The sequence below is a fragment of the Brachybacterium sp. P6-10-X1 genome (genome assembly GCF_001969445.1).
Classification (GTDB): domain Bacteria; phylum Actinomycetota; class Actinomycetes; order Actinomycetales; family Dermabacteraceae; genus Brachybacterium.
The window spans coordinates 3,787,859-3,810,271 of sequence record NZ_CP017297.1 but is presented as its reverse complement, the minus strand read 5'-3'; the positions used below and the strand labels follow the sequence as shown (position 1 = coordinate 3,810,271).

At 71.3% G+C, this 22,413-nt stretch carries 19 protein-coding genes; 7 read left to right on the top strand and 12 right to left on the bottom strand.

Annotated features, from left to right (window positions below):
- Positions 1-7: 7 nt before the first annotated feature.
- Positions 8-766, bottom strand: coding sequence for an SDR family oxidoreductase (locus BH708_RS16980; RefSeq protein ID WP_076810177.1), 759 nt, complete (start codon positions 764-766; stop codon positions 8-10).
- A 345-nt stretch (positions 767-1,111) separates the two neighbouring features.
- Between BH708_RS16980 and BH708_RS16975 the strand changes: the two genes are divergently transcribed.
- The 4 genes from BH708_RS16975 to BH708_RS16960 are packed head-to-tail and all read left to right on the top strand — an operon-like array spanning position 1,112 to position 5,632.
- A complete protein-coding gene (locus tag BH708_RS16975; RefSeq protein WP_076810176.1) occupies positions 1,112-2,467 on the top strand; it encodes an extracellular solute-binding protein in 1,356 nt (451 codons plus the stop codon).
- 36 nt (positions 2,468-2,503) lie between these two features.
- Complete coding sequence (locus BH708_RS16970) at positions 2,504-3,418, top strand: carbohydrate ABC transporter permease (RefSeq protein ID WP_076810175.1); 915 nt, start codon at positions 2,504-2,506, stop codon at positions 3,416-3,418.
- 1 nt (position 3,419) lies between these two features.
- Positions 3,420-4,346, top strand: a complete 927-nt coding sequence (locus tag BH708_RS16965) for a carbohydrate ABC transporter permease (protein ID WP_253705373.1) — start codon at positions 3,420-3,422, stop codon at positions 4,344-4,346.
- A complete protein-coding gene (locus BH708_RS16960; RefSeq protein WP_076810174.1) occupies positions 4,346-5,632 on the top strand; it encodes a sulfatase-like hydrolase/transferase in 1,287 nt (428 codons plus the stop codon). Before BH708_RS16965 ends, BH708_RS16960 begins: the two co-directional genes overlap by 1 nt.
- Here the strand turns inward: BH708_RS16960 and BH708_RS16955 are convergent.
- From BH708_RS16955 to BH708_RS16940, 4 genes are read right to left on the bottom strand one after another with little or no spacing between them, the layout of a single operon-like run.
- Entirely contained in the window at positions 5,578-5,985 is a 408-nt protein-coding gene (locus BH708_RS16955; RefSeq protein ID WP_076810173.1) for a GNAT family N-acetyltransferase, read from the bottom strand. The genes BH708_RS16960 and BH708_RS16955 overlap by 55 nt on opposite strands.
- 22 nt (positions 5,986-6,007) lie before the next feature.
- Positions 6,008-7,093 (bottom strand): mandelate racemase/muconate lactonizing enzyme family protein, encoded by a 1,086-nt coding sequence (locus tag BH708_RS16950; protein ID WP_076810172.1) that lies wholly within the window; start codon positions 7,091-7,093, stop codon positions 6,008-6,010.
- Positions 7,090-9,207 carry a beta-galactosidase gene (locus BH708_RS16945; RefSeq protein WP_076811515.1) on the bottom strand — a complete coding sequence of 706 codons (2,118 nt, stop codon included), beginning with the start codon at positions 9,205-9,207 and terminating at the stop codon, positions 7,090-7,092. The genes BH708_RS16950 and BH708_RS16945 overlap by 4 nt, the downstream gene beginning before the upstream one ends.
- A gap of 5 nt (positions 9,208-9,212) precedes the next feature.
- A complete protein-coding gene (locus BH708_RS16940) occupies positions 9,213-10,112 on the bottom strand; it encodes a family 43 glycosylhydrolase (RefSeq protein ID WP_157236032.1) in 900 nt (299 codons plus the stop codon).
- A 234-nt stretch (positions 10,113-10,346) separates the two neighbouring features.
- Here BH708_RS16940 and BH708_RS16935 point away from each other — a divergent pair, with 234 nt between their 5' ends.
- Positions 10,347-11,585, top strand: coding sequence for a DUF4185 domain-containing protein (locus BH708_RS16935; RefSeq protein WP_083713742.1), 1,239 nt, complete (start codon positions 10,347-10,349; stop codon positions 11,583-11,585).
- A 7-nt stretch (positions 11,586-11,592) separates the two neighbouring features.
- On the opposite strand, the gene BH708_RS16930 is transcribed toward BH708_RS16935, so the two are convergent.
- Entirely contained in the window at positions 11,593-12,207 is a 615-nt protein-coding gene (locus BH708_RS16930) for a helix-turn-helix domain-containing protein (protein WP_253705372.1), read from the bottom strand.
- 147 nt (positions 12,208-12,354) lie between these two features.
- On the opposite strand from BH708_RS16930, the gene BH708_RS16925 reads away from it, so the two are divergent.
- Complete coding sequence (locus BH708_RS16925) at positions 12,355-13,608, top strand: MFS transporter (RefSeq protein ID WP_076810171.1); 1,254 nt, start codon at positions 12,355-12,357, stop codon at positions 13,606-13,608.
- A 4-nt stretch (positions 13,609-13,612) separates the two neighbouring features.
- On the opposite strand, the gene BH708_RS16920 is transcribed toward BH708_RS16925, so the two are convergent.
- The 3 genes from BH708_RS16920 to BH708_RS16910 form a co-directional block, all read right to left on the bottom strand.
- The gene (locus BH708_RS16920; protein WP_076810170.1) at positions 13,613-15,406 is read right to left on the bottom strand and encodes a glycoside hydrolase family 3 protein; all 1,794 of its coding nucleotides are present in this window, start codon (positions 15,404-15,406) and stop codon (positions 13,613-13,615) included.
- A gap of 10 nt (positions 15,407-15,416) precedes the next feature.
- Positions 15,417-16,805: an exo-beta-N-acetylmuramidase NamZ domain-containing protein gene (locus tag BH708_RS16915; protein WP_253705371.1), complete on the bottom strand. Its 1,389-nt coding sequence runs from the start codon at positions 16,803-16,805 to the stop codon at positions 15,417-15,419.
- Positions 16,806-16,997: 192 nt separating this feature from the next.
- Positions 16,998-17,420, bottom strand: coding sequence for an RbsD/FucU family protein (locus BH708_RS16910; RefSeq protein ID WP_076810168.1), 423 nt, complete (start codon positions 17,418-17,420; stop codon positions 16,998-17,000).
- A 182-nt stretch (positions 17,421-17,602) separates the two neighbouring features.
- On the opposite strand from BH708_RS16910, the gene BH708_RS16905 reads away from it, so the two are divergent.
- Positions 17,603-18,622 (top strand): ribokinase, encoded by a 1,020-nt coding sequence (locus BH708_RS16905; RefSeq protein ID WP_076811507.1) that lies wholly within the window; start codon positions 17,603-17,605, stop codon positions 18,620-18,622.
- On the opposite strand, the gene BH708_RS16900 is transcribed toward BH708_RS16905, so the two are convergent.
- From BH708_RS16900 to BH708_RS16890, 3 genes are read right to left on the bottom strand one after another with little or no spacing between them, the layout of a single operon-like run.
- Complete coding sequence (locus BH708_RS16900) at positions 18,619-19,575, bottom strand: ABC transporter substrate-binding protein (RefSeq protein ID WP_076810167.1); 957 nt, start codon at positions 19,573-19,575, stop codon at positions 18,619-18,621. The genes BH708_RS16905 and BH708_RS16900 overlap by 4 nt on opposite strands.
- A complete protein-coding gene (locus BH708_RS16895) occupies positions 19,572-20,582 on the bottom strand; it encodes an ABC transporter permease (protein ID WP_076810166.1) in 1,011 nt (336 codons plus the stop codon). Before BH708_RS16895 ends, BH708_RS16900 begins: the two co-directional genes overlap by 4 nt.
- Complete coding sequence (locus BH708_RS16890; RefSeq protein WP_253705370.1) at positions 20,579-22,168, bottom strand: sugar ABC transporter ATP-binding protein; 1,590 nt, start codon at positions 22,166-22,168, stop codon at positions 20,579-20,581. The genes BH708_RS16895 and BH708_RS16890 overlap by 4 nt, the downstream gene beginning before the upstream one ends.
- Between the last annotated feature and the right edge of the window lie 245 nt (positions 22,169-22,413).

The window sequence follows — 22,413 nt, the reverse complement described above, 5'->3', positions numbered from 1 at the left end:
CGGCCGGTCAGCGGCCCCGACCGGGACCCTCGACCTCGGCGAGCCACTGGTCGTAGGTCGGTCCCGCGAGGATCGCCTCCGGGCCCGGCAGCATCCCTCCGGCGCGCATGGAATCGCTGGCCGGGACGCCGACGACCTCGATGTCGTCCCCGCGCGCGGCGAGCAGTCGGCGCGCCTGGTCCAGGGTGTTCTCCGGGCGGGGACCCGCGATCTGGACCAGCGGCGCGGGGTCCGCGGCGAGCGCCTGGGCGAGCAGCAGCTCGGCGACGGCCCGGGTGTCCACGCTCTGGGAGGGCACCTCCATCACCTCGACGTGGTCGCCCGCCGGGCGCAGCTGCGAGCCGACGAAGTCGTGGAACTGGGTGGCGCGCACCAGCACCGGGCCCGGGCAGTGGGCGCGCACGGCCTGCTCGTGGACGCGCTGGGCGCGGTAGAAGCCGTAGTCCTGCATGTGGTCGATCCCGACGATGGAGATCGCCACGGTGCGAGGCACGCCCGCGGCGACGGCATGCTCCCCCAGGGTCCGCGCCGCGCCCTCGAACCACGGCCCGGCGGTGTCGTCCAGCTGCGGGGGCTTGAGGCACTCGATGATCGCGTCCGCGCCCTCCAGCGCTGCCGCGAGCCCCTGTCCGGTCATCACGTCGACGCCGCGGGAGCGGGCGACCTCGCGGCCCTCGTGCCCGTCACGTCGTGCCGCCGCGACCACGGAGCGCCCCAGCGTCCCCGTCGCGCCGAGGACCGCCAGTGCTCTGGTCCCGTCTCCCATGGTTCCTCGCCTCCTGGGCGCTCGGCGCGCCCGCTCCCGGCCACCGTAGACCTGCTCGCCCTCGCCGTCTCCCACACCGGATCGTGACCTCGTCCGGGTGCTGAGAGCGTTGACAGCCCGGCACCCCCGGGCTACCTTTGCGCGTAATCGATTACCGGCACGGACGAGGACGTCTTCGTGTCGGCGATCGACCGTTCCCCCTCAGCACCCTCGTCGGCGACGTCGCCGGCGGGGACCGATCCCGACCCCCGCGACCGCGAGTGGGTGCCGACGCCCACTTGCTCGCGCACAGTGAACTGACCCGCACGTTCTCAGTCCGGCACGACCGATCCCAGGAGCAGCATCATGAAGCGACGCACCCTCCTCTGCGCAGCAGGAGCCTCCGCGACCGCCGCCGGCCTCGCCGCCTGCGGCAGCGGCACCCCCGGCCAGCAGGCCGACGACCCGGCCGCGAAGGGCCGCACCCAGGTCGAGTTCTGGGGAAACGTGTTCACGACGCCGGAGAACGCCTGGTACGAGAAGATCGTCAAGGATTTCAACGCCGCCCAGGACGACGTGTACATCAACTACCAGGTGGTCCCCGGGGACGCCTGGGACCAGAAGCTCAAGGCCGCACAAGCCGCCGGGACGGCCCCGGACCTCTACATCCAGCCCGGCCGCCTCGACACCGCTGCCCGCACCGGGCTGCTGATGCCGCTGGACGATCTCTTCGCGGCCGATGTCCTGGCGGGAATCACGGATGCGGCGAAGGAGGTCTCCCAGTACCAGGGGCAGTTCTACGCGTTCCCCCTGCTGGTCGAGCCGCAGATGACGCTGTACTGGAACAAGGACCTGTTCGAGCAGGCGGGCCTGGACCCCGAGACGCCGCCGACCTCGTGGGACGAGATGTACGACGCCTGCGAGGCGCTCGCCCCCGTGATGGGCAACGGCGAGTTCCCCCTGAACACCGCCGTGGACTCGGGGACCTTCGGCTGGACCACCGTCGCCGCGCAGCTGCACGTGGCCGGCCACCTGCCGATCTCCGAGGACTGGTCCACGGCGGACGCGGAGGATGCGAAGTACGAGGAGCTCATCGGCTTCTACAAGACGCTGCAGGGCGAGGGCTGGATCCCGCGTCAGCCGCTGGGCGAGGGCAACTCCGCACAGGCGTTCGGCGAGAAGAAGGTGGCGATGCAGTCGCAGGGCTCGTGGGCCATGTCTGAGCTGGCCGCCGATTATCCCGACGTGGTGTCCGCGACAGGGGTGGCCCCGTGGGTGCAGAGCGACGGGGACCTCACGCATTCGATCTCCACCATCGGCAACATGAAGTGGGTGGTCGACGCGAAGGCCAAGGAGCCCGAGGCCACGGCGAGCTTCATCGAGTGGGCGCTGGGCGGGGATCCCGAGGTGCTGAAGCCCTTCTTCGTGGACACCCAGTTCACCAAGGCACCGGCGCGCGACGAGGTCACCGAGGTCGTGAACGCCGATCCCGCCGCCGAGGACGCCCCGTGGTCCGACGTCGTGTTCGAGGACATCGTCCCCCACTGCATCCCGGAGGCGCAGTACCCCTGGGACATCAACCTGGCGATGGGCGACGCCCTCCAGGCGGGGATGCTCGGCGAGGCCTCCCCCGCCGAAGCGCTCGGGACAGCGCAGAAGGAGATCCAGAAGGTCATCGACCGCGAGGGCTTGGCCGAGATCCGCGCCGAGATGGACGCCTGAGCCGCCGCGAGGAGGGAGAACGAGGAGGGGAGAACCATGGCGATCAGTCCACCGTCGACCCGCAGGAGAATGCACCCCAGCCGCCGCCAGGACACCTCGATGGCCTACATCATGCTGGCACCGGTGCTGGTGCTGCTGGGCATCTTCGTCATCTGGCCCGCGATCCAGGCGGTCTACCTGAGCTTCTTCGACTGGAGCTTCTACACCGAGTCCGAGTTCGTGGGCTGGAAGAACTTCCACGACGTGCTCGTGGACAACACGTTCTGGGAGGCCGTGCTGCGCGGGCTGCAGTTCGTGCTGATGACGGTGCCGGTGAGCATGGTCCTCTCCTTCCTCGTCGCCTCGCTGGCCACGTCCGTCTCGCGGCGCGTCTCCACGGTGCTGAAGGTCAGCATCTACATCCCCTCGGTGATCTCCGGGGTGATCGCCTCGATCACCTTCGTGATCATCTACGACTACTCCGGCGGGCTGCTGAACGCCCTGGTCAACGTCGTCGGGGCCCCGAACCAGGCCTGGCTGGGTGATCCGCGCTGGGCTCTCGCGGCGGTCGCGGTGCCGGCGGTGTGGCTGGGGCTGGGCATCTCGACCCTGATCATGATCGCCGCGATGCTCGACATCCCCGACTCCCTCTACGAGGCGGCACAGCTCGAGGGCGCGAACTGGTGGCAGACCGCCCGGTTCATCACGATCCCGCAGATGAAGAACGTCCTGCTGTTCCTGCTGGTGACCGGGTTCGTCGGCTCCATCCAACAGTTCGAGCTGCCGCTGGTGATGACCGGCGGCGGTCCCAACGGCGCCACGGAGCTGCCGAACCTCTTCATCTTCAACCATTTCCGGGGCGACGCGTACGTCGGCTATTCGATCGCCGCCGCCCTGCTGCTGTTCGTGGTGCTGGGCACGATCTCCTCGATCATCTTCCGCATCGTCAACTCCGAGAAGCTGGTGGATTGAGATGGCCGCCCCGACCCGGTCCCCGTCGGCCGCCCCCGCCGCCCCCGCCGCCCCGACGACCCTGGCCCCCGCCGACCGCAGAGCCGCGCGTCGGCGACGGATGCTGCAGCCGCGATGGATCCTGACCTTCGCGATGAAGGCCTTCTTCTCCCTGGTCATCGTGACGCTGGCTCTGTTCCCGCTGGCCTGGATGATCATCTCCGGGTTCAAGATCCGCACCGAGGTGGTCTCCACCCCGTTCCAGTTCTTCCCCGAGGTCTGGGAGTGGCAGAACTACGTCCAGATCCTCGGCGACGCGGCGTTCCTGCGGACCCTGGCGATCACCGGCGCCGGCGCGGTCGTCTTCACCGCCGGGTCGATCGCCGTGAACTCGATGGCGGCCTACGCCTTCGCCCGGCTGGAGTTCGCCGGCAAGCGCTTCGTGTGGCCCGCAGTGCTGATGACGATGTTCATCCCGGGCATGACCATCCTGCTGACCAGCTTCATCGTGGTCACCGATCTGCACATGCTCGACACCCTGGCGGTGCTGATCATTCCGGGCATGGCCGCGGCGGCGCACATCTTCTTCGTGCGCCAGTTCTACCTGAACATCCCCTCCAGCCTGGAAGAGGCCGCCGTGATGGACGGCTGCGGGCGCTGGGGCGTCTACCTGAGGATCTTCCTGCCGCTGTCGAAGGCTCCCTTCGTGGTCGTGGGCATCACGAGCTTCATGGCCTACTGGAACAACTTCGTGTGGCCGGTCATGACGATCACCAGCCCGGATCTCTACCAGGTCCAGCAGTACCTGGCGGCATTCCGCGGCGAGCGCGCCTCGGAGCTGGGGCTGCTGATGGCCGGCTCCGCCTGCGCAGCGCTGCCGATCATCATCCTGTTCCTCATCTTCCAGCGCCAGATCATCGCGAACATCAAGATGGCGGGGTTGAAGTGATGCCCGGGACCCTCCCGACCGGCGGACGCCCCAACATCGTGCAGATCGTGATGGATGATCTGGGCTGCGGGGACCTGGGCTGCACCGGCTCTCCGCTGATCGCCACCCCGCGGATGGACGCCGCAGCGGCCGAGGGGCTCCTGATCGAGCAGGCCTATTCCGCCGCCCCCACCTGCACGCCGTCACGGGCGGCGCTGCTGACGGGCCGCTACGCCCAGCGGGTGGGACTGCACCGCGTGGTGTTCCCCGAGGAGACCGAGGGGCTCAGCTCCTTCGAGCGGACGATCGCGGACGTGCTCGGGGACGTCGGATACCGGTGCGCGGCCTTCGGCAAGTGGCACCTGGGCGACGGACCGGAGCACAATCCGCTGCGGCACGGCTTCGAGGAGTTCTTCGGTCTCCCCTACAGCAACGACATGGATCCGCTGTATCTGGTCGACGGGGAGGACCCGGTCGCGGGCGAGGTCGATCAGACCCTGCTGACCAAGCAGTACACCGACCGCGCCATGGACTTCATCTCCCGGCAGGGGGACGCGCCCTTCTTCGTGCACCTGGCGCACACGTTCCCCCATATCCCCCTGCACGTGGAAGCTCCCTTCCGCGGGGTGTCCGAGGCCGGCACCTACGGCGATACCGTCGAGTGCGTGGACCACCACATCGGCCGGCTCCTGGACCATCTCGACGGCCTCGGGCTGCGGGAATCCACCCTGGTGGTCATCACCAGTGACAACGGCCCGTGGTTCGAGGGCAGCACCGCGGGACTGCGCGGCCGCAAGATCGACTGCTACGAGGGAGGCGTCCGGGCGCCGCTGATCGTGCGCTGGCCCGGGATCGTCCCCGCCGGGGCCCGGTCCGAGGACGTGGTCAGCCTGCTGGACCTGCCGGTGACGTATGCGGCGCTGACCGGTGCGACGATGCCCGCGGACCGCCCGATCGACGGCATCGATCGCACGGCCGTGCTGCTCGGGGCCGAGGCCCCGCCGCGGCCCCCGCTGTTCTTCTGCTCGCACTGGGACCTGCATGCGGTGCGCGACGGCCGCTGGAAGCTGCATCTGCAGCGCATCGGCCGGGACCGCCGGGAGCTGCCCCAGTTGTTCGACCTCTCCCGCGACCCGCAGGAGAGCTACGACGTGCAGACGCTGTTCCCGGACGTCATGGAGCGGCTGCTGGCCCTCGCCGCGGACTTCGATGACGAGATCCGGTCGCAGAAGGACGAGGCGATCGCCCGAGCTCAGACCCGCATGAGCCCCGCCGCGGTGGGGCGGAACAGCCCGGTGGCCAAGTAGAAGGGCCCGACGTCGGCCTCGAAGTCGACGTGCAGCCACTCGACGGGGCCGGATCGGCACTCCTCGATGGCCCGGATGACCAGCTCGCGCCCGATGCCGCCGCCCTGATGCTCGGGGTGGACGACGGTGTCGACGAGGAAGGCGTGGCGGCCGCCGTCGGTGACCACGTTGCAGAAGCCGATCAGCTCACCGTCCCGGCGTGCCGTCCCCCAGCCCAGCGAATGCCGCTGCAGCCGTGCGGTCCAGTCCTCGGCCGTCTCCTCGCGGTCGAAGGCGGCGGCGTGCAACGCGGACACCTCGTCGTCGGTGATCTCCTCCCGCCAGGCGTAGGAGGGCAGGTGCGCGGGTTCCATGCGAGTCAGTGTGCCGCAGTCGTCAAGGGGGCGGTTCGAGGCCGAAGCCGGGCGCCGCGGCCAGGAGGAGCCGGCCGTCCTCGAGGACATGGCCGGAGGCGTCGACACCGTCGGTGGTGCCCGGCACCCCTTCGACGACGGGGACGTTCCCGAGCCCGACCGCGAGCTGTGCGGCGTAGAGGGTCTTCAGCGGGTGCCCCCAGGCGTGCGGCGAGGCGGCGACCCCGATCTCCTCCAGCGCGGGCATCAGCTCCCGCCAGGCGGTGATCCCGAAGGACAGCACGTCCATCAGCAGCACGTCCAGCAGGCCCTCGCCGGCGAGGTCCAGCACCTGCTGGACGTCGGGCTCGAACTCGCCGTCGGCCACCAGGACCTGCGAGCCGGTGCGGCGGCGGTGATCTCGCACGACGCGCAGCCCCTCGGCGTGCTCGGCGAAGGGCTCCTCGACCCAGAAGAGGTCGCAGTCCGCGACGGCGTCGAGGTAGCGGATCGTGCGTTCCGGGCTGTAGCCGTCGTTCATGTCCACCAGCAGGCGCGCGTCCGGATGGGCGGCGCGGACGGCGCGGGTGACCTCCACGTCCCGGGCGAAGCCCTCCTCGGGCTCCATCCACCGGTTGCCGCGGCCGATCTTGAGCTTGAACCCGCGGTGGCCGGCCGCACGGTCCGCGGCGCAGTCGGCGAGCACGGCGTCGATGCCGCGCGGGGCGTCCTCGGGGTCGAGGTCGTCGAAGTAGATCGCCCCGGAGTAGCAGGAGACCGGGGCCGCCCCGTGCCCGCCGAGCAGCTCGTGCACGGGCACGCCGAGGAGCCGGGCCGCGAGGTCGTGGAGGGCGACGTCCAGCGGGAGCGCCGCGGGATCGATGACACCGATCCCCGGGTCGAAGACCTCCTCGAGCGGGCGGCCGACCGCCCGATTCATGTCGACCTGCGGCCCCTCGTACAGTCCCCAGCCGCTCGCCCCGGCGTCGGTGCGCACGGCGACCGCGAGGGCCGAGGGGCCGTCGCCGTGGGCCCCGAGGCGGGCGTTGCGTCCGATGGTGCGGGGGTAGCGGCTGCGGATCGGCGAGGTGGTGACCTCCGTGATGCGGTGCCCGGTCAGTGCCGTCATCCGGGATCCTCCTCGAGGATGGCCAGGTCCCAGGGGTCGAGGGCCAGCGGCGCGCCGGCGGCGACCGTCTGATCCGCCAGCAGGGAGCGTCCCGCGGCGGGTGCCGGCACGGTCGCCGGCTCGTGAGACCAGTTGGTCACGAACCACAGCCGCACACCGTCGGGTCGACGGGCGCGGGTGACGCGGACGGGCTCGGGCAGTCCTGTGCCGAGCACGTCGATCCCGGCGTCGTCCAGGGCCCAGCGCGCGACGGAGCGCGCCAGCTCCGCGTTCGGCACCGTGCCGAGGTAGGTGATGCGGCCGCGGCCGCGGGCGTGGGTGACGATCGCCGGATGGCGAGTGAAGGTGTGGTGCTCGTAGTGGGCGAGCGGTTCGGCGCCTTCGAGCTCGAGCTCGTCCATCCAGCCGACCGCGGCGGCGCCCTCCTCGAGATCGAGCGTGCCGTCGGCCGTCAGCGGCAGCGGGTTCTCCAGGGTCGAGTACAGCGAGTAGCCGGCGCCGACCCCCTCGCGCAGCGGGCCCGGCCCGCGCTCGGCACGAGCCCTGCCGAACTCGTCCATGTACCCCGAGCGGGGGCCGAGGACGAGATGGCCGCCGCCGGCCGCGTACTCCAGCAGCCGCGCGGCGGTGGCGTCGTCGGCGCTGTAGAGGGTGGGGGCGACGACGAGGGCGTATTCGGAGAGGTCTGCGAGGTCGACGCGGTCTGCCGGGCCGGCGTCGACGTCGCGCACCGTCAGCTGGGCGCGGGCGTCGAAGAAGCCTCGGTAGAAGGCATCGACCACGCGCTGGTAGGAACGGCGGTCGCCCTCGGCGGTGCCCGGCACGGCCAGGAACGGCTCGAACTCGAGCAGGTAGCGGGAGTCCTGGGAGTACAGCAGGCAGACGTCCGCCTCGGCGGACAGATCGGTGAGGTCATCGCCCACGCGGGAGAGCTCCTCGCCGGTGCGGGCGATCTCGGCGAGATTCCGGTTGGGCTGCAGATCGTGTCCGAGCACCCCGTGGGAGTAGGTCTCCGAGCCGTAGTGGAGGCTGTGCCAGTGCCAGTACGAGACCGCGTTCGCCCCGCGGGAGATGCAGGTGTAGGCGGCCAGTCGCCACTGCCCGTCGTAGCCGGGGAAGTTGTGGGCGCTGCCGCCGACGCTGAGCGGATTGATCTCGGTGACCAGGAAGTTCTGGTGGCCGCCGGCGCGAGCCATGTCCGCGCGCTGGAACAGCTGGATGGCGCCGTGGACGCCGGAGGGGTCGTGGTAGGTGGGCGGATGGGTGCCCCTGGGAGGATGGGCCAGGGCGTCCTGACTGTGGTGCGGGAAGTTCTCCGCGGGCACGTCGACCACCTGTCCGATGCGGTGCCGGTCCGCGTGCGGGAGCCCGTGCCCGCCCACGCAGTCGTGGGTGACGAACTGGTCCTCGCGCAGGTACTCGCGCACGATGCCGGCCTGCCAGTCGAGGAACTCGGCGACGAGATCTGCCTGGAAGCGGCGCCATTCGAGGTCGTAGCCGGGATTGGAGTTCCCGCCCCCGCCGGAGCGGTCCCCGGGCTCCCACAGCTGGGAGAGGTCGCTCAACCGGTGGGACCAGAAGGCCAGGCCCCAGACCTCGTTCAGGCGCTCCACGCTCCCGAACTTCTCCCCCAGGCGACGGCGGAACTCGGCGGTGGCGGCCGGGGAGTGGATCGCGCGCCCGCCGGTCTCGTTGTCGACCTGCACGCCGATCACCGCGGGGTGGTCGGCCCAGCGATCCATCAGCGCCCGGATGATGCGCTCGGCGTAGAAGCGGTAGCCGGGGTGGGTGATGTCGGCGTTCTGCCGGTCTCCGTAGGGCCAGGGGGTGCCGTCGGCCCGGCGGAGCATGATCTCGGGGTGCTCGGTCGCCATCCAGGCGGGGATCGCATAGGTGGGGGTGCACAGCACCACGCGGATCCCTGCCCCGTGGAGGGCGTCGAGGGTGGGGCCGAGCATCTCGACGTCGATGCGGCCGGGTGCGGGTTCGGCGAGCGCCCAGATCGAGTCCGCCAGGCGCACGTAGGTCAGGTGTGCCCCACGCATCATCGCGACGTCCTCGGCGAGGCGGTCGTGCGGCATGTATTCGGGGTAGTAGGAGACGCCGTAGAGCATCGCGGTCACTCCGTCCCGGTCGTGGACGCGGCGCGGAGGATCTCCAGCGGCCGGATCGTCAGCCCGCCGCGGCCCCAGCCGCCGCCGGTGATCCAGGTGCGGGATCCGTCCTGGACGATCTCGGCGCAGTGCTCGTCGAGGTCCACGTCGATCCGGCCGGCGTCGACGAAGCGCAGCGGGTCGCTGGAGCAGTAGGCCAGGGTGCGGTCGTACTCGCCGGATTCGCACAGGAACAGCAGCCAGCCCCCTCCCGCCCGCACCACGAAGGGGGATTCCGTCGGTCCGCCATCGGTGCCCGCGACCGTGGACTCGTAGGCGACCTGCGGCCGTGACCAGGTCAGCAGGTCCTCCGAGGTGCGGACCGCGACCTGGTGGAACCCTCCTGCAGGGGTGGAGGTACGGGTGTAGTACAGCAACCACCGTGTGCCGTCGCGGATCACCATCGGGTCGCGGGCGTCGAAGCCGTCCTCGAACAGCACCGGCTCGTGCGGGGTCCAGGTGAACAGGTCCTCGCTGGTCGCGAGGGTCATGCGGTAGGCGGTGCGGTCCGCGGTGCCGCCGGCGTAGACCATCCGGTAGAGCCCGTCGTCCTCGATCACGTGCGGGGCCCAGACGTGGGTCTCGCCGATCTCCGTGCGCGCAGGCAGCACGGGGTCGTGGATCGTCCAGGGGGCGCCGGTGAGGTCGTCGGCCGAGGCGTGCAGGAAGCGGTCCTCACCGAGGGGGTCGGCGGGCTCGGGGTGCCAGATCCCGAACACGTGCCAGCGTCCGCCCCGGTCCTGGATCAGAGTGTGGTCGTTGATGTACCAGGGCTCCGCGGCCGACGGAGAGGCGTCCAGCAGGCGGCGCTTCGTGCCGGGGAGCAGCCTCACGCCCTCGAGCGTCGATTCGTCCTGGGCAGGCATGGTCACGTCCCGTCGGTCGCAAATCGTTTTCTCGCTGGGGTCGAGACTAGGGCAGACGGCACGACGGGTAAACCCTGCCTCGCCTCGCGTCCTGTCGGATCCCGGGTGCCTGCGATGCCCTCCTCGAGTAGCTGCGGATCGAAGGCATCTGTGAGTAAACGATTGCTCTTCACCGGGTGCACCCCTACGCTGAGCACGTCAGACCGTGACCGTCGACACACCCAGGAGCCTTCGATGAGGTCGTCGAGATCCGACCGCGGCGAGCACGCCGCCCCCGGCCCGAGCGACGCGGGGCACGTGCCCCGCTCCGCCGTCCTGCGCGGCGGGGCGTTCGCCGTCGGCGCCGGGAGCTTCGGTGCCGCGGCGCTCGCCTCGGTCGTGGGTGCGCCGCCGGCCGCGGCCCACCCCGGCGAGGGCGGGCGCGGGGGGCAGGGACACGGCGTGGACCCGAACCCGCAGTACGACCGACCCCGGATCACCCGGCTGGCCACGCTCACCGGCCCCGGGATCACCACACGCTTCCGCATGGACGCCACCGACCTCGGCGCCCCGGCGGTCACCCCGGACGGGCGGATCCTGCTGATCTTCGGCGACACCTTCGAGGGGCCGAAGGTGGGCAGCGGCTGGTGGCGCTCCCCCGTCGGCCTCTTCGCCGATCCGGATCGGGCGCTGAAGCACGGCCTGGAATGGACCTCGGCGGTGGGCGGGGAGACCGCCGAGCAGCTCGTCGAATACACGCACGACAGCGACCCGGTCTCCACCATCCTGCCGGGTGACGTCCTGACCATCGGGGACACGATGTACCTGTGGACGATGGTCAACCACGGCTTCGGCACCGTCGCCTCCACGGAGATCTGGACCTCCACCGATTCCGGGGAGACCTGGGAGCGCACCGCGGAGATGTTCGCCGGGGACCACCTGGACGGCCTCAGCCAGCAGTGCACCTGGGCGCTGAACCCCGCCGACGGCCACGTCTACCTGCTGACCACGGGCTTCCAGCGGGACAAGGGGGCGATCCTGCAGCGCGTGCCGGCCGCCTCGATCCTGGACCCGGGCGCGTACGAGACCTGGGGTGCGACCGGGGAGGGTGAGGCGCAGCAGTGGGCGTGGGGGAATCCTCCGACGCCGGTCCTCGGCGGCCGGGTCGGAGAGATGTGCCTGCGCCTCGTCGAGGACACCTGGACACTGACCTGGTTCAACGCGGGTCTGTACCGCGTCGACGTGCTCTTCGCCGACGCCCCGACGCAGCTGACCGAGCCGCTGCTGACCGAGACCCTCCTGTGGGGCTGCGAGTGGGGGCAGGAGGATGACGAGCGGGTCGCCCAGCTCTACGGGCCGTTCGTCCTGCCCGGGTCGACGCTCGATGATCTGCACCTGGTGTGCTCGCAGTGGCACACGGGGCCGGACTGGCCCTATCACGTCCAGCAGTACCGGGTCGAAGGGCTCGGGACAGCCCTGCGCGAGCGCCGCTGACGGGGCCTCAGGGCGTCGAGCGCGGCTGCAGGGCGACGCTGAGGAAGACGGTCCCGGCCTCGTGCAGCGACCGGTAGCGGTACAGCTCGTCGGTGACCACGCGCCCGGACCCTCCTGCCTCGACGACCTCGACCCCGTCGCCGGTGGTGATCTCCAGCGCCCCTTCGATCACGTGGAGCATCCGTCCTGAGGAGAGGATCCCCGCGCCGCCCTCGTAGGCATCGGTGCCCACCAGCTTCCACTTCCAGGTCTCGACGGAGAGGCCGTCGGAATCCATCGCATCGAGGATCACCGCCCAGGAGCCGCCGTCGGTCGACCAGACCTCGACGCCGTCGGGATGGGCGTGGGCACCGATCCCCATCAGGGCGGCGAAGGTGGTGCCGAGGCCGACGGCCACCCGATCCAGGATCGCCACGGACGGGTTGGCCTGGCCGAGCTCGATCTGCGTGAGCATGCGGCGGCTGACGCCGCTGAGCTCGGCGAGCGCGCCGACGCTGAGGTCCAGCTCCTGGCGGGCCGCGCGGATGCGGTCGCCGATCTGCTCGACGACGGCTTGGCGCATGCCGCCGGAGCCGGGCGCGGAGGCGTCCGGGCCAGAGGTGCGTTCGCTCGGTTCGACCATGGTGATGCGCACTATATTGCACGATCTACCGATGGGCATTATGTTGCGCAGTACGGGGCTCTCCACGCCCCGGATCACCGCTGACGACATGCCGGACCCTCCGGCTCCGCACCAGCCGACCCTGCTCTCCCTGAAGGAGGTCGTTCCATGACGCCCCAGGTCACCGCCCCCGCTCGCCCCGCGCGGCGCGCCGACGGTCCGCTGCTGCGCTGGTACGTCTCCTACGGCTCGTTCACCGTGCCGCAGGCCGCGGCACCGATCGCCTTCGCGCTGATCGCGCTGCCGCTGACCGGTGACCCCGCCAGCGGCGCCGCCATGATGATGGCGATGACGATCGCGCAGGTCGTCGGCGCCGTGCCGGTCACCCGTCTGGGCCGGCGGTTCGACCCGATCCGGTTCCTGCGGGTGCTGATCGGACTGCGCACCCTCGCCCTGGTGGCGATCGCGGTGATGGCCGGGATCGGCACGCCTTTCGGCCTGCTGGTGGCGGCCGCGGCCGTGGCGGGCGTGGTCAACGGCGCCGCGTTCGGCCATCTGCGCGCCGTGCTCAACCATCTCGTGGCCGCAGGGCGGCTGCCGCGGGCCCTGGGGATCACCGCGACGCTCAACGAGGTGGTCTTCGCCGCCGCCCCCGTGATCGCCTCGGCCTTCGGCGCGCTGTCCCCGCAGGCAGCCATCTGGGCGATGGTGCTGCTGGGAGCGGGACCGGTGCTCCTGCTGCCGCGCGTCCCGGGGACCGGACCTCAGGCCTCGGACACCTCTCCCGACGCCTCGCGCCCGAAGAACCTGCGGGTGACCCCGATGATCGCCGTGTGGCTGTTCTGCGCGGCGGCGAGCTCCGCGGCGATCGCCGCGATCGAGATCGGCGCCGTGTCGATGGCGGTCTCCTTCGGCCTGGCCCCGTCGTGGGGCGTCGCCTTCCCGCTGGCGCTGTGCGTCACCTCCATCACCGGCGGGGTGTGGGTCAGCGTGCGCAATGCGATGCCGCGGCGCCGCACCGTGCTGCTCTGGCTGATCGTCATGGCACTGGGCGTGCTGTCGGTGATGGTGGGCCACTCGATCCTCGCCACCGTGATCGGCGCTCTGCTGGTGGGCCTGGTGCTGGCGCCGCTGGCCACCTACTACCAGCTGGTGCTGGACCGCCTGGTGCTGCCCGCGCAGCGGGCCGAGGTGTTCGCCCTGCTGCGCACCGCGAACGCCCTGGGGATCATCACCTCCAGCGCGCTCATCGCGCTGGTCTCCCTGGGGACGACCTTCGCCGTCGTGCTGACGATGATGAGCGCGGCGATCGTGGTCCTCACCGCGGTGTTCACCGCCGCCCACCTGCATGCGCGGCGGCTGCGGCGGGCATCGCACGCGGCGCGGCGGGGCCCGCGGCGCGAGCAGGTCGAGGCCCGCTGACGGGTCAGCGCAGCCCGTGGCCGATCGGGAAGGCCTCCCCGGTGCCGTCGGCCGTGGGGATCGCGACCGGGAGCCTCCCGCGCAGACGCACGGCACCGGCGACCACCCCCGCCACGGCCCGCAGGCTCCAGTCGGCGTCGCCGTAGGCGGCCAGGGAGGCGGCGACCTCGCCGACATGCACCACGTCGTAAGGATTGCGCAGCGAGGCGTGCACGACCGGGGTGCCGCCCGCGACGAGGTCCGCGACCATGGCCACCTGGGCCGCGGGAGTGGTGAACCCCGAGGACGAGGTGAACACGAGCACCGCGTCGACCCCCCGGGCAGCGGTCGTGGCCTGCGCGATCGCCGCGCGGTCGAGGTCCGGCATCACCAGGGCGTTCGCCTCGAGGCCGTGCTCGCGCAGCTCCCCGACCGCGACCCTCAGCTCCTCCGCCGTGCCCACGCCGGTGACCATCACATGCGCTCCGGCGGGGAGGGGCAGGAGGCCGTCGTCGTCGGCGATCAGGGTGATCGAGTCGTCGGCGATGGATTGCGCGGCCGTCACGGAGCGGCTCGTGCCGATCGCCCCGGGCGCCGCGGCGACGTCGACCTGGGCGTCCTCGAACAGCCCGCGGCGCAGCTTCTGGGCGAGGATCCGGCGCACCGACCGATCGAGCCGGCCCTCGGTGATCTCCCCGTCGGCCACCGCGTCGCGCACCCCGCCGATCGCGACCGTCAGGTCCGGCGGCATGAGCATCTGGTCGGCGCCGGCGAGGATCGCCTCGACCGGCACCCGGTCGTCGCCGAACATGGTGCGCACACCCTCCATCGCCAGGGAGTCGGTGACGACCACCCCGTCGAAGCCGAGCTCCTCGCGCAGCAGACCGGTCAGGATCGGCTGCGAGAGGGTCGCGGGCCGACCCGAGTCGTCGAGCGCGGGGACCACGATATGGCCGGTCATGATCGCGTCGATGCCCTCCTCGATCGCGGCGCGGAACGGGGGCAGGTCGATCTCGTCGAGCTCGGCACGGGTGTGGTCGATGACCGGCAGGCCGACGTGGGAGTCGGTGGCGGTGTCGCCGTGGCCGGGGAAGTGCTTCGCGGCGGCGGAGCAGTCCGCTCCCTGCAGGCCCTTGACCTGCGCCACCACCAGGCGCGCGACGGCATCGGGATCGGCGCCGAGGGAGCGCACCCCGATCACCGGGTTGCGCGCCTCGATGTTGACGTCGGCCACCGGGGCGAAGGCCTGGGCGAGACCGGAGGCGCGCAGCTCGGCGCCGACGATCTCCCCGGCCCGTCGGGCGTGCGCCCTCGCCCCCGTCGCGCCGAGGGCCATCGCCCCCGGCAGCGCTGTCGCCGGGTCCGGCAGTCGGGTCACGACGCCGCGCTCCTCGTCGGTGCTGATCATCAGCGGGATCCCGCTGGAGTCCAGCGCCGCGGCCTGGACGTCGTTCGACAGGGTCGCGACCTGCTCGACGTCCTGGAGGTTGTCGGACCAGACGAAGTAGATCAGCCCTCCCACGTGGTGGGTGCGCACGATCTGGGCGATGGTGTCGACCCCGGTGGTCGAGGTGTTCGAGGGGTTCGGGGCATCGGCCGTGGCGCCGTAGCCGACGGCCACGAACAGCTGGCCGATCTTCTGCTCGATGCTCATGCCGGACAGCAGCTGCTCGATCCGGGCCTCCCGCCCTCCGCCGTCGGCGCGGGCCGCGGCCGGCAGGGTCAGCGCACCGCCGGCGAGAGCCGCAGCGCCGAGGGCCCGGCGGCTCAGGAGGGTGCGGGCGAGGGCATCGGGGGATTCGGGGGTCGGGGTGGTCACGTCCTGCTCCTCAGTAGCGGCGGTAGCGCTCGGCGGTCAGCTGGAAGCGTCGGGACTCCCGCTGCCAGGCGGAGACGACGGCCTCGGCGCCGTCCCCGGCCTCGAGCATCGCCCGGGTGCGTTTGGTGCCCGAGAGCTTGTCGATCCAGCACACGTCGTCCTCGCTGCGGCAGTCCTCCCCCTCCCGCCAGTCCACCTCGTCGACGTTCTCGAACAGGGCGGCCAGCACGTGGATGCCGGTGCGCACCGGCTCGTACGCCCTCGGATCGGTGACGTGCAGCTGCACCCCGCCGCAGAACTCGCCGGCGTGCTTGGAGGTGGTGGGGGTGGCGAACATGGGGCGGTACAGCACGCCCGGCAGCTCGGCGTCCTCCAGATCCGCGATGATCGCCTCGACCTGCTCGAAGGTGATGAAGGGGGCGCCGAACCACAGGAACGGGGTGGTGGTGCCGCGGCCCTCGGAGACGTTGATCGCCTCGATCAGACCGGTGCCGGCGTAGACCACGGCGGTGTCCGGGGTGGGGATGTTCGGGGAGGGCAGCACCCAGGGCAGGTCCGCGTCCCGCGGCTGGGCGGGGTCGTAGCCGCTCATCTCGATCACCTCGAGGTCCACGGCCCCGTCGAGGAACTCGCCGTTGAACAGGGAGGCGAGCTCGCCGACGGTCAGGCCGTGGGTCTGCGGGATCTCCCTCAGCCCCACGAAGGAGGACAGCTCCGGCTCGAGCACGAAGCCTTCGGTGTCCGGGCCCAGCGGGTTGGGGCGGTCCAGGACCACGAAGCGCTTGTCGTTCTCGCCGGCCGCCTCCATCGCGTAGTAGAGGGTCCAGATGTAGGTGTAGAAGCGGGCGCCGATGTCCTGGATGTCGAAGATCAGGGTGTCGACGTCGGCGATCATTTCCGGGGTCGGCTTCTGCGTCTCGCCGTACAGGGAGCGCACCGGCAGGCCGGTCTTCTCGTCGATGCCATCGCCGACCGAGCCGCCGGCCGGCTCCGCGCCCCGCACGCCGTGCTCGGGGCCGTACAGGGCCACCAGGGTGTACCCGCCGTCCCCTTCCCCCGCGATGAGCAGGTCGACCGTGGAGGTCAGGGCGCTGTCGGTGCCGGTGGGATTGGTGATGAGGCCGACGGTCGCTCCCTCGAGGGTCCTCGCCAGCGCGCCGGGGTCCAGGAGGTTCTCGACGCCGAGCGCGAACGTCCGGTCCCCTGTGCCGCGGCCGCCGTCCGTGGGGCGTTCGGCGGGTGCGGCCACGGCGGTCGTCGCCGAGCTCAGCACCGCCCCGGCGGGCAGAGCGCCGAGCGAGGCGAGGACCCGCCGACGGCCGGGCCGAGCGCCGTCGCGCTGTCCGTCGTGATCCCTCGGCGTGGCGTGATCGTGCTGCTGCAGTGCTGGGTGCGTCACGGCGCATTCCTCCGTCGTCATCGTCGGATCGGGTGTGCGCGGGTCGACGGACCGAGGACGGCCGGAGCCGGGCGACGGGTCCGAGCAGGACCGGGAGACCGGGTGCCGAATCGTTCTTCAGGCGCGCACCGGGATCCGACGCTAGCAACGGGCCGGGCGCGTGGCAAGCGTCACATGCCTGAGCTCGCGTCGTCAGCCCTCGTCGTCGCCGACCACGCCCTTGCGCAGCATGATGCAGCCGTACTTGCGGATCTCCAGGGTGCGCACGACCGCGAAGACCTGGCGGCCGCGCTCGTAGAAGTCGAAGCGGTCGATCCATTCCAGACGGTCGGCGCGGACGGCCGTCGCCTCCTGCAACTGCGGCTGGACCTCCTCGCCGGTGCCGGGCTCGGGCGTCATGAGCGTGACCGAGGGCCCGGCGTACATGTCCACGGGCAGCACGGTGCGGATCGCCCGCACCGCCTGGGGCGAGGTGGTGGCCAGGTCGACGACCGGCACGCCCATGGCGTGAGCGGGGTAGTGGGCGTCGGTGACCAGCAGGGTGTCGTTGTGGCCCATGTGGTCCAGGATGCGCAGCAGGTCGCCGCCGAGCAGGGGGTCGATGCCGGTGAGCATGAAGGGCTCCTTCCGGGAGCGTGGTGGGACGGGTCGAGGCCGACGCTGTGGGAGCGCGGGCGTCGTCGGGCGGCGCGGTGTCCTCACCGACGCGCACCCCATGATCGCCCTCGTGTCGGGCGCGGTTACCGTTATGACAGGTTGGACGGCGTGTCGAGGACGGCACCAGAATGGAGAGCACCATGAGCACACAGACCCCCGGTCCGCCCCGGGATGCCGCCGGAGTGCTGGTCATCGGCTCGGTGACGATGGACGTCACCACCTTCTCCTCGCGTCTGCCGCGGCCCGGGGAGACCTTCCTGGGCGATGCCTTCACCCTCGTCCTCGGGGGCAAGGGCGCCAACCAGGCTGTGGCCGCGGGACGGGCCGGGGCTCCGATCCGCTTCGTCGGCTGCGTGGGCGATGACCTCTTCGCTCCCCTGGTGCGCCAGGCCCTGACCGAGGCCGATGTCGACGTCTCGCACCTGCGCGAGGTGTCCGGGCAGACCGGCGTGGCCCACATCCGGGTCGACGCCTCCGGGGAGAACGACATCGTCATGGTGCCGCTGGCCAACGCCGAGATCACCTCCGAACAGATCGATGCCGCCTTCGCGGAGTTCACCCCCACCAGCCGGGTGCTGCTCACGCAGCTGGAGATCCCTTTCGCCCGGACGATGCATGCGATCCGCCGCGGCCACGACGCCGGGCTCACGGTGGTGCTGGATCCGGCCCCGGCGCATGACCTCGACGAGTCGATCTGGCCGCTGGTGGATGTGGTCACCCCCAACGAGACCGAGGCGTCGCTGCTGACCGGCATCGAGGTCGACTCCCGCGAGGCGGCGGTCCGGGCGGGACAGTGGTTCGTCGACCGCGGGGTCGGCCACGCCCTGGTGACCATGGCGGCGGCCGGCAGCGTGCTGGTCGACGCCGGCGGGGTGCGGGACATCCCGGCCCACCCGGTCCAGGTCATCGACACCACCGCGGCCGGCGACGCCTTCGCCGGGTACCTGGCCGCCTCCCTGGCCGCGGGCGACGAGCTGCCGGCGGCGATCGACCGTGCCGCGGCCGCCGGGGCGGTGGCGGTCACGCGCCGCGGGGCCTCCCCCAGCATCCCTCAGGCGGACGAGGTCGCCGCTGCGCTCGCGGCGACCGCGCCGGGAGACTCCGGCCGGCGCCGAACCGAGGCTGACACGAACGAGGCTGACACGAAGGAGCCGCGCTAGAGGTAGATCGCCTCCTGGACCTCGTCCGAGTCCAGATTGTCGGCGTCGTACCAGAGGAAGCCGGTGTCGATCACCTCCTCGACCTCCTGACCCCGGATCGCGGCGAGCACGGTCTGCACGGTGATGCGCCCCATCGCGACGGGGTTCTGGGTGACGGCTCCGGACATCTCGCCGTCGCGGATCGCCTCGACCTGGGCGCGGCCGGAGTCGAAGCCGACCACGGCGAGATCGTCGCGCCCGGACTCCTGGACGCCTCGGAGGATGCCGATCGCGGAGCCCTCGTTGGTGCCGAACATCCCGGCCAGATCCGGGTTCGCCGTGATCATCGAGCGAGCGATGTTCGCGGTCACCGCCTGGTCCCCGCCGCCGTACTGGGTGGGCAGCAGCTCGATGCCCGGGGCGAACTCCTCGATACCCGCGATGAAGCCGTCGCGCCGGTCGGTGCCGGAGAGGGAGACCTGGTCGTGGGCGATCACGGCCACCTGGCCCTCTCCCCCGAGCAGCTCGGCCATGTGCTTGCCGGCCTCGCGGGCGGCGGCCGCGTTGTCCGTGGCGACCGTGGAGACCGGCAGATCGGACTCCACCCCGGAGTCGAAGGCGACGATCGGGATCCCCTTCTGCTCGGCCTCCGCGAGCGCACGGGCGGCGGCCCGCGAGTCCAGCGCCGCCAGCGCCAGGCCGTCGGGATTTCGGGTGACGGTGTTCTGCAGCATCGTGATCTGCGCTTCGATGTCGCTCTCGGTGGGCGGCCCCTCGAAGGTGAGCACCACGCCCTGCTTCTCGGCCTCGGCATCCGCACCTCGCTTGACGGCCTGCCAGAACTGCTGCTGGAAGCCCTTGGAGACGATCGCGACGTGCAGGACGTCATCGCGCGAGCGCCCGGTGCACGCGGACGCGGGCAGCAGCAGCGCGGTGGCCGCCGCGGTCAGGACGGTACGGCGGGAGGCGATCATGAGGTCCGCTCCCGGCGCTTGCGCAGGCGGTCGATGAAGACGGCCACCAGGATCACGGCGCCCAGCAGGACGTCCTGCCACTCCTGCGGAATGGAGAGGATCTGCAGCCCGTTGGTGAGGGTGGAGATGATCAGCGCGCCGATCATCGTGCCGGCGATGGTGCCGCGCCCGCCCGAGAGCGAGGTCCCGCCGATCACCACGGCGGCGATCGCGTCCAGCTCGTAGCCCATGCCGGTGGCGGGCTGGGCGGAGCCGAGCCGGGCGGAGATCATCACCCCGGCCAGCCCGGTGAACAGGCCTCCGACGGTGTACACGATGAGCAGCCACTTCCTGACGGCGACGCCGGCGAGCCCGGCGGCCTCCTGGTTCGCGCCGATGGCCATCGTGTAGCGCCCCAGCACCGTGCGGGACATGAGCACCGCGGCGATCACCGCGGCGGCCAGCAGCACCAGCACCGCGTTGGGGACGGAGGGGATGATGCTGCCGGTGGAGAGCCCCATGTACGAGGGCTGCTCGAAGTAGATCGGGGCGGCGCCGGAGAACACCAGCGCCAGTCCCCCGGCGACCATCATCATCGCCAGGGTCGCGATGAACGGAGGCAGGTCGAGGATCGCCACGTTGATGCCGTTGACGAGCCCGATGAGCCCGCCGAAGAGGATCGCCAGCAGGATCCCGAGTGGGACGGGAAGGCCCACGTTGACGATGAACAGCCCGCTCATCACGGCGCACAGAGCCATCGCGGTACCCACGGACAGGTCGATCCCGGCGGTGGTGATGACGAAGGTGGCGCCGAGGGCGAGCAGGCCGATCACGACGGTGGAGTACAGGATCGTGACGATGTTCCCCCAGGTCGGGAAGATCTCGGGGCTCGCGATGGAGAACGCGATGAAGATCAGCACCAGGGTGCCGGCGGCCAGCATCTGCTGCATCCGGCTGCGCCAGGACGGGCCGCTGCGGGTGCCCTGCCGCTGCGGTGCGGGGGCCTTCTCGGGGGTGGTCGTGGTCATCGGTCACCTGCTTCATCGGTGGGGAGATGGTCGGAGGCGTCGGCGCCGGGATCGGCGCCCGCGCCGGTCGCGGTGTCGGCGCCGACGCCGGGCTCGGCCGAGAGGTCCGCGCCGGACTCGGCGGTGGCGAGCGCCATGATCGATTCCTGATCGGCCTCGGCGGCATCGAGCACGCCGGTGACCCGGCCCTCGCTCATCACCGCCACCCTGTGGGACATGCGCAGCACCTCGGGCAGGTCGGAGGAGATCATGATGATCGACCGGCCGGCGGCGGCGAGCTCCTCGAGGAGGTCGTAGATCTCCTCCTTCGCACCGACATCGATCCCGCGCGTCGGCTCGTCGAAGATGAGCACGTCGCAGTCCTTGAGGAGCCAGCGGCCGATCACGACCTTCTGCTGGTTGCCGCCGGAGAGGTTCTTGACCCGCTGGGCGACGTCGGGCGTCTTCACGCGCAATCGTCGGGCCTGTTCGACGGCGGCTCGGTGGGACGCGCGGTCACGGGTGAAGCCGGCCGTCTGGAAGCGGTCCGACAGCGCGGACAGCTCCATGTTGCGCTGCACCGAGTGGTCCAGCAGCAGGCCCAGCTGCTTGCGGTCCTCCGAGAGGTAGCCGAAGCCGTGCTGCGCGGCGTGGGCGGGGCTGCGGAAGGAGACGGGGTGACCGCGGTATCTCACGCTCCCGGCCTGCCGGGGCAGCGAGCCGATGAGTGCCCGGGCGGTCTCGGTGCGGCCGGCCCCCATCAGGCCTGCGAAGCCGAGGATCTCGCCCTCGCGCAGGTCGAAGGTGGCGTCGGTGACGCGGGGTGCGCTGCGCAGCCCCTCGACCTCGAGGACCACCGAGCGGTCCCGTCGGACGCCCTGCGGACCGGTGCGGGTGTCCACGGCACGGCCGACCATCTTGGTGATGACGTCTTCGAGCGTGGCCTCGGCCATCGGGGTCGCGTCGACGTATTCCCCGTCGCGGATCACCTGCACCCGGTCGGCGATCCGGCGCAGCTCCTCCATGCGGTGCGAGATGTAGATGACCCCGGTCGAGGGCGTGACGAAGCGACGGATCAGCTCGTGCAGGGCGCCCGTCTCGCGCTCGTTCAGCGCGGCGGTCGGCTCGTCCATGATGAGCACGCGCGCGTCATAGGAGAGAGCCTTGGCGATCTCGACCATCTGCTGCTGGGCCACGGGCAGGGTTCCGACCTCGGTCGACGGGTCCAGATCCATCCCGAGACGGTCGAGCAGCTCCTGCGCGCGGGCGCGCAGCTGTGCTGGGCGGGTGAGGAGGCCGCCGAAAGTGGGCTCGCGTCCGATGTAGATGTTCTCCGCGACGGTCAGCGTGGACATCAGGTTCAGCTCCTGGTGGATGATCGCCAGCCCTTGCTGCGCCGCATCGCGCGGGCCGCTCACGCGCAGAGGTCGCCCGAGGTAGTGGAAGGTTCCGGCATCCGGGGTGTGCACGCCGGCGAGCAGCTTCATCAGGGTGGACTTGCCGGCGCCGTTCTCGCCGACGAGCGCGAGGACCTCCCCCGCGCGCAGGTCGAGGCGCATATCGGACAGCGCCCGCACTCCCGGGAACTCCTTGACCGCGCCACGCACGTCCAGCAGCAGCTCAGGGCTCGTGTCCTCCCCGGGTCCGACTTCCCCGGGTCCGTCCTTCGTGTGGTTCTCGTCGCGCTCGTCCAGCGTCCTCGCCTCCGCACTCCGTCGTCGCGGCTGCCACGATCGTCGCGATCGCGTCAGTAATCGATTACACGCTACAGGCGACGGTCACGGAGATGTCAAGCCCGCGGGTCGTCGGGTTGGTGGGCAGCCGGCGGGATGGTCGGCGGCCGGCGGGATCG

Bases quoted from the DNA above. Each gene is read 5' to 3' on its own strand.
- BH708_RS16945 (WP_076811515.1), bottom strand. From the start codon at position 9,207: ATGCTCTACGGCGTCTCCTACTACCCCGAATACATGCCGCACGACCGC.
- BH708_RS16900 (WP_076810167.1), bottom strand. From the start codon at position 19,575: ATGATCGCCTCCCGCCGTACCGTCCTGACCGCGGCGGCCACCGCGCTG.
- BH708_RS16935 (WP_083713742.1), top strand. From the start codon at position 10,347: ATGAGGTCGTCGAGATCCGACCGCGGCGAGCACGCCGCCCCCGGCCCG.
- BH708_RS16955 (WP_076810173.1), bottom strand. From the start codon at position 5,985: ATGGAACCCGCGCACCTGCCCTCCTACGCCTGGCGGGAGGAGATCACC.
- BH708_RS16940 (WP_157236032.1), bottom strand. From the start codon at position 10,112: ATGCCTGCCCAGGACGAATCGACGCTCGAGGGCGTGAGGCTGCTCCCC.
- BH708_RS16960 (WP_076810174.1), top strand. From the start codon at position 4,346: ATGCCCGGGACCCTCCCGACCGGCGGACGCCCCAACATCGTGCAGATC.
- BH708_RS16905 (WP_076811507.1), top strand. From the start codon at position 17,603: ATGAGCACACAGACCCCCGGTCCGCCCCGGGATGCCGCCGGAGTGCTG.
- BH708_RS16925 (WP_076810171.1), top strand. From the start codon at position 12,355: ATGACGCCCCAGGTCACCGCCCCCGCTCGCCCCGCGCGGCGCGCCGAC.
- BH708_RS16910 (WP_076810168.1), bottom strand. From the start codon at position 17,420: ATGCTCACCGGCATCGACCCCCTGCTCGGCGGCGACCTGCTGCGCATC.
- BH708_RS16970 (WP_076810175.1), top strand. From the start codon at position 2,504: ATGGCGATCAGTCCACCGTCGACCCGCAGGAGAATGCACCCCAGCCGC.
- BH708_RS16930 (WP_253705372.1), bottom strand. From the start codon at position 12,207: ATGGTCGAACCGAGCGAACGCACCTCTGGCCCGGACGCCTCCGCGCCC.
- BH708_RS16950 (WP_076810172.1), bottom strand. From the start codon at position 7,093: ATGACGGCACTGACCGGGCACCGCATCACGGAGGTCACCACCTCGCCG.
- BH708_RS16895 (WP_076810166.1), bottom strand. From the start codon at position 20,582: ATGACCACGACCACCCCCGAGAAGGCCCCCGCACCGCAGCGGCAGGGC.
- BH708_RS16965 (WP_253705373.1), top strand. From the start codon at position 3,420: ATGGCCGCCCCGACCCGGTCCCCGTCGGCCGCCCCCGCCGCCCCCGCC.
- BH708_RS16975 (WP_076810176.1), top strand. From the start codon at position 1,112: ATGAAGCGACGCACCCTCCTCTGCGCAGCAGGAGCCTCCGCGACCGCC.
- BH708_RS16980 (WP_076810177.1), bottom strand. From the start codon at position 766: ATGGGAGACGGGACCAGAGCACTGGCGGTCCTCGGCGCGACGGGGACG.